5 protein-coding genes are annotated in these 5,887 nt (G+C 58.7%); all 5 read right to left on the reverse strand.

The window, feature by feature from the left end:
• A partial coding sequence (locus tag JQM66_RS12220; RefSeq protein ID WP_235230152.1) for a MobA/MobL family protein occupies positions 1-421 on the reverse strand: 421 nt, incomplete at its 3' end.
• A gap of 2 nt (positions 422-423) precedes the next feature.
• A complete protein-coding gene (locus JQM66_RS12225; protein ID WP_235230149.1) occupies positions 424-738 on the reverse strand; it encodes a DUF3847 domain-containing protein in 315 nt (104 codons plus the stop codon).
• 317 nt (positions 739-1,055) lie between these two features.
• A complete protein-coding gene (locus tag JQM66_RS12625) occupies positions 1,056-4,481 on the reverse strand; it encodes an S-layer homology domain-containing protein (RefSeq protein WP_268824418.1) in 3,426 nt (1,141 codons plus the stop codon).
• Positions 4,482-4,485: 4 nt separating this feature from the next.
• Entirely contained in the window at positions 4,486-5,085 is a 600-nt protein-coding gene (locus tag JQM66_RS12245; protein WP_235230150.1) for a TetR/AcrR family transcriptional regulator, read from the reverse strand.
• Between the two features lie 127 nt (positions 5,086-5,212).
• Positions 5,213-5,449 carry an LLM class flavin-dependent oxidoreductase gene (locus tag JQM66_RS12250; RefSeq protein ID WP_235230151.1) on the reverse strand — a complete coding sequence of 79 codons (237 nt, stop codon included), beginning with the start codon at positions 5,447-5,449 and terminating at the stop codon, positions 5,213-5,215.
• Positions 5,450-5,887 lie beyond the last annotated feature (438 nt).

Below are 5,887 nucleotides of genomic sequence, written 5' to 3' on the forward strand. Positions count from 1 at the left end.
CATGAAAATGCGGATTTTGGATGCCGCCGTCCTCCTTGTCAGGCTGGTGAATGGCAAAGTCCACCACCATGCCCCGGCTCACAAAATTGTCCAACAAAAATTGCCTTGCAAGTTCGATGTTCTCCTCCATGGAAAACTCGTTCTGCAAGGCAATATCAAAACTATATGCAAGCTGGGCTTTCTTTCCTCGCTCAACTTTCTCCACGGCGTTCCAGAGGGTTTCCCGGTCTGCGTACTCTGGCGGAGCATAGGATGGCAGTAGGATTTCCGAACAGATCACGCCGCCCTTGCGGGTGTAGTCGCTGTCCTCGCCGTAATACTCGCTGTGCAGCTTTTCGCCGGAGCGATAGGCGGCAGCAGCCACGGCAGACTGTCCGGCGCTGCGCTTGATCTGGGTTACATGAAAATGATACAGTGCGATAGTCAATCACCCCCAAACTCATTTTTGTTGTGCACGTTGACGGCCTCCATAAGCAGGCTCTTGACTTCCGGCAAGGCGAAGGCTTTTTCCGCAAAGGCGTAAAATTCGGTTTCGGTCAAAACCCTTGTCAGCGATGCAACGCTTTCAATAGCTGCGCCACGGGTGATAAGATGATGTGCCCGTTTGCGCCGATCTCCCTTTTCGTAGTAGGCGGCACGGTTTTCAAGCTGCTGCTGTTTGTGCCGGAGTTGGGCAAGCTGGCGCTCACTGGCGGCCATCTCATCTTTCAATTCCGGGATGGTTTTCTGTTTCGGCATAATACATGACCTCCTTGATTTTGTTGGGTTGATATCAAAAGACCGCCTACATTTTCGGTAGACGGTCTGGATGACGGTATGGGATTTTCAGACTTTGCGGCGTGGACGGTCTGCTGAAAGCAGAGTGTTCCCGCTGCAAAGTGCGCTGGGATAGCTGCGTAAGCAGCGCAAGGGAGGCACTCCCTTGTTCGGAAAGAAGTGACGCAAAACAGCCCGGACATTCGAGTGTCCGGGCTGTTCGCCTCGCAGAGCGCACAATACAGGGCTTACCCTGTATAGAAGTGCGCCCTTGTTATCAAGGGATCTTTTGTGCGTTCTTATTCGTCGCCCAGGCAGCGGAACAGGAACGTCACGATCTGGGCGCGGGTGCAGTTCGCGTTGGGGCTGAAGGTGGTGGCGGTGGTGCCGTCGGTGACGCCGTTGGCCACGGCCCACATGACCGCCTCGCCGTAGTAGCTCTCCAGATTCACATCGTCAAAGGGATTCAGGAACATCCACGCACCCTGCATGCCGCCGCCCCGGGCCTGCTCGCTGCGGTAGATGAAGGCCATGGCCTGGGCGCGGGTGCAGGTGGCGTTGGGGCTGAAGGTGCCGTTTCCGGTGCCGGTGGTGATGCCCTGCTCCACAGCCCACGCAACTGCCTTGGCGTAGTAGGCGTCATCGGGGACATCGGAAAGGCTGGTCAGGCTCTCCGGCTCGGGGCATCCGGCGGCGCGCCACAGGAAGGTGACGATCTGGGCGCGGGTACAGGGAGCGTTGGGGGCGAAGTGGGTATCATCCACGCCGCCGGTGATGCCGTTCTCCGCGGCCCACAGAACCGCGTCATAGTAGTAGGCACTGGCGGGGACGTCCACGAAGAAGTTCAGCATGGAGTTATCCTCCATGAAGGTGGCCTTGACGGCGACCTTGCTTCCGGGCATTTTGAAGGTGAACTTGCCGTCGCCCTTGGCAGTCAGTTCGATCTCATTGCCGTTTCTGTCGGTGACCGTCAGGGTCTCCAGGGTGTAGCCCTTGTCGGGCTTGACCGTCAGGGTCACGGTGGTGCCCTTGGAAGCGGTCTTGGGCATCATGGTCACGGTGCCGTTCTTGGCGCTCTCCAGGGTGATGGCGTAGGTGCTGACACCGCCGCCGGAGCTGTTCTTCGTCCACTTGGCCCAAAATGTCTTGTCGCCCGTATCGTCCGCGCTGACCTCCGTGACGGGATCGCCCGTGACGGTCTCGTTGTCGTACCAGCCTGCGAACGTATAGCCTGCCTTGGTAACGTTTGTGGGCAGCGTTACGCTCTGCCCGTAGGTGTAGCTGGCGTCATAGTCGCCGTTGATCGTACCGCCGTTTAATTCATAGGTAATGTAATAAATCTTGCTGAACTGTGCGGTAACGGTGAGAGCCGCACTTGGCATGGTGAATGTGTTGTTTTCACTTATAGTTACCACTGGAACAGAACTCCATTGCGTCAACTTATAACCCGTCGGCGTATCGGGCGTTAACGTGATCTCGCTTCCCGCTTTGGCGTAGGTCTTTCCATCGTGTTGCTCCAAGTTCAGGGTGCCGGTGGCTGTGCCGCCATTGACGGTTAGGGGGTAATACACCCCGCCATCGCCGCTCACCGTGCCGGTCAGGGCGCCGTCCACATACACGCTGCCGCTGTTCACGGCGGTGATGTCCGCGATGGTCAGCGCAGCGCTCTCCGGGATCAGCAGGGTCTTGCCGCTGTCGATGGTGAAATCCTCGATGGGGGTGACGGAGGTGCCGTAGACCTTGCCGTCAGCGTCGCCCTCAAAGATGATGCCGCTCCACGCGTCCGACTCTTTGCCGCTCTGGTCGCCAATGGAGCTTGCGAAGATCACCGCGCTGCCGTTGTTGGTGGTCTGGAAGGTGCCGGGGGCGCCGTTTTGCTCGCTGCTGATGCTTTTGCCGCCGCCGATGCTGGTGGTCTCGACGGTGCCGCCGCTGATGGTGATCTCGCCGCCGATGCCGCCGTTGTTGCCACCACCGCCGCCGATGCCCGCGCCCGTAGTGCTGGTGGCATTGACGGTGCCGCCGTTGATGGTGATGGTGCCGCCGCTGCCGCCGGCACCGTAGCCGCCGATGCCCCAGTCAAGGCCGACGCCGCCGCCGATGCCCGCGCCGCCGCCGCTGTCGCACGTGGCCGTGACGCTGCCGCCGTTGATGGTGATAGTGCCGCCGCTGCCGCCGGCATTGTAGCCACCGGAGCTGCTGCTACCACCGCCGCCGATGGCCGCCCCGTCGCCGCCGGTGGCCTTGACGGTGCCGCCGTTGATGGTGATGGTGCCGCCGTTGCCGCCATAGCCACCGCCGCCAATGCCCGCGTTTCCTTTTGCTGCATTCTGGGCGGTCAGCCTGCCCATGGTGCTTTCCTCCGTAGACTGGGCGTAGATGGCCAGGGCGTTGGCACTGCCGTTGGTGATATCGGCGTCATCGTCCTGCACCTGAATGCCGCCTTTGACGGTGAAATTGCAGCCGTCCGCCAGAATCAGGTGGACATCGCCGGTGACGGTGACACGCTTGGGCGCATCAGCCGTTCCCATCGTCACATCGCCGGTGACCACATACCAGCCGGTTGTCCATGTGGTGTCTTCGCTGGTCACCACGATGGCGGTGTTGCAGGTCTGCTCTGCGCCGTCTTCATCCAGATACTCCGCGCTGACGAAATTCTTGGGCTGGTTGCCGCCAACCGTGCCGACGATGGTACCAAAATTGTTGATGGTGCCGTTGTTGGTCAGGGTCGCGACTTCCGGAATGGTCAGGGTCTTGCCCTCGGGGACGGTCAGGGTCTTGTCCTCGGGGACGGTCAGGGCCTTGCCCTCCGGGATGGTCAGGTCGCCAGTCAGCGTCTGATCCCCATAGACCGCGCCGCTGTCGCCCTCAAAGATGACGCCGCTCCATGCATTCGACTCTTTGCCGCTCTGGTCGCCAATGGAGCTTGCGAAGATCACCGCGCTGCCGTTGCTGGTCTGGAAGGTGCCGCTGTCGGCGATGCCGCCCGTTCCAGGGCTACAACCGCCGCCGATGCCCGCGCCGTAAGTGCTGGTGGCGGTAACAGTGCCGCCGGTGATGGTGATTTCGCCGCCGGCTCCACCTATGGCGTGTCCACCTATGGCACCTCCGCCGCCGCCGATGCCTGCGCCGTAGGTGCTGATGGCCTTGACAAAACCGCCGTTAATGGTGACGCTGCCGCCGTAACCGCACGTTCCAGAGCTCCAACCGCCGCCGATGCCCGCGCCGAAGATGCTGGTGGCTTCGATGTAACCGCCGTTGATGGTGATCTCGCCGCAGCCGTGGCCATCAGCGGAGCTAATGGTGCCGCCGATGCCCGCGTCATAGTCTTCGACGTTCCGTGTGGTCAGCTTACCCGTGCCGCCTGCCTGCCCGTAGATGGTCAAGGCGTTTCTGCTGCCGTTATCAGGATCAGTATCATCGTCCTCCATCTCAATGCCGCCGTTGATAATGAGTTCACAGCCGTCGGTCAGGATCAAGTGGACATCGCCATATACGATAACACGGCGGTTGATCTCAACTGTGCCTTGTACCACATACCAGGTACGTACGCCCCAGTTGATGGTGTTGCTTTCCACCACCGTGGCTCTGGCGCAGGTCTTTTCGTCGCCGGTTTCGTCCAGATAGGGCACGCCTGTCACCGTATCTGCCGCCAGCGCCGCCGTGGGCAGCAGGCTCAGGCACAGGGCCAGGGCCGTGATGATACTTAAAAACCGTTTTTTCATGTTTTCAGTCCTCCTTTGGAATCGCGTTGGGGTTATACTTTCTAATAAAGAGTTCCAGGGTTTCCTTGAGTGCTTCTATCTGGGATTTCAGGTAAAATTCATCCTCAAACAGGGCGTAGTGGACGCAGGCCCGGATCAGAATGAAGATCAGCGGCGTCAGCTTTTGATAGGGGATGCCCAGCTTTGGCTCCAGGCTTTTCGCGTATTCGGTATAGCGCGCATCCACGCCCGCGAAGAATTTCTTGCCGTATTCCCGGTATTTGGGGTGGGTGTAGACCTGATACATCAGGCGGTATTTCTTGCCGTGCTTCTGGGCCGTCCAGTAGGGGATCTCGTCAATGAACCGCCGCAGGTCCGCAACGTCGGTGGGGGCCTTGGCCATGAACTCATCCTCCACCCTGCTCATGCAGTATTCCGTGGACTGGACGATGAGGTCGTCCAGGTCCTTGAAATAGGTATAGATCATGGTCGTGTTATACCCGCAATGCTTCGCCAGGGTGCGGATCCCGGTGCCGTGCAGCCCCAGATCGGCAAAACCGTTGAAGCACGTTTCCATAAGCTCGATTTTTTTGGCGTTCCACTGCTCTTTCGTGTAATTCGCCATCGAATTGCCCTCCTCATTCAAAGCGTTCGTTTGAAATAAAGTATAGTACATCCATCCGAAAAAATCAACAGGTTTGCGCGGTATCTGTCGATATTTTTTCAGCAGTCCGTCCGTCGTTCCTGCCATATTACCGCACCTCCCGGCGTTTCTGCCAGACCAGATCATATCCCAGCACATCGGCCAGCTCCACGGCCTCGGTGTACCGCAGGGAGCCACGCCGCAGCTTGCCGGACAGGTTGGGGACGCTGCTGCTCCAGCCGTGTTCGTCGGCTAGCAGCTCCACCACCTCCGTCATGGTCATGCCCTCCCGGGTGATGTAGGATTTTACTTCGTTGCGGCAGTTTTCTGCCTTGTTTCTGCTCATATTTACAATTCCTTTCCCTTTTTGGATTCGCCCTGTGATATAATAGATGTGCTGGATGGCAGCTCCCGTTTGCCGCAGAGCGTTGTTTTATCATAGGCGGCCATCCGCTGGAATTGCCGCCTGTGTACCCCTGTTCACAAGGGGCACCTATCGTTTTTGCTGTTCCGCTTGACTTTTCGTGGTTTGGTGAAAAGGCACACGAAGCGGCGTACTGTGTGCGCTGTCTGGCGTATCGCTGAATGAAATGGACAGCACCACAAAAACAGCGGTTTCTTCGCTGTTTTCACATGGTTTGAAAATAGCTGTGAATTTTTGCCGCTTTTCCCGAATGTCGTTCCTGCCCGGAGGATCGCTCCCGGCGTTTTCGTCCCCTTTGGTGCGCCAGATGCGTCACTTCGCCGGGGGACATATCCCATTCGGACGGTCATTCGATTTTCA

Origin of the sequence: Oscillibacter valericigenes (genome assembly GCF_021531915.1) — a bacterium.
Lineage (GTDB): Bacteria > Bacillota > Clostridia > Oscillospirales > Oscillospiraceae > Oscillibacter > Oscillibacter valericigenes_A.

Excerpts from the sequence above, each read along its gene's own strand:
- JQM66_RS12225 (WP_235230149.1), bottom strand. The coding sequence starts at position 738 with ATGCCGAAACAGAAAACCATCCCGGAATTGAAAGATGAGATGGCCGCC.
- JQM66_RS12625 (WP_268824418.1), bottom strand. The coding sequence starts at position 4,481 with ATGAAAAAACGGTTTTTAAGTATCATCACGGCCCTGGCCCTGTGCCTG.
- JQM66_RS12245 (WP_235230150.1), bottom strand. The coding sequence starts at position 5,085 with ATGGCGAATTACACGAAAGAGCAGTGGAACGCCAAAAAAATCGAGCTT.
- JQM66_RS12250 (WP_235230151.1), bottom strand. The coding sequence starts at position 5,449 with ATGAGCAGAAACAAGGCAGAAAACTGCCGCAACGAAGTAAAATCCTAC.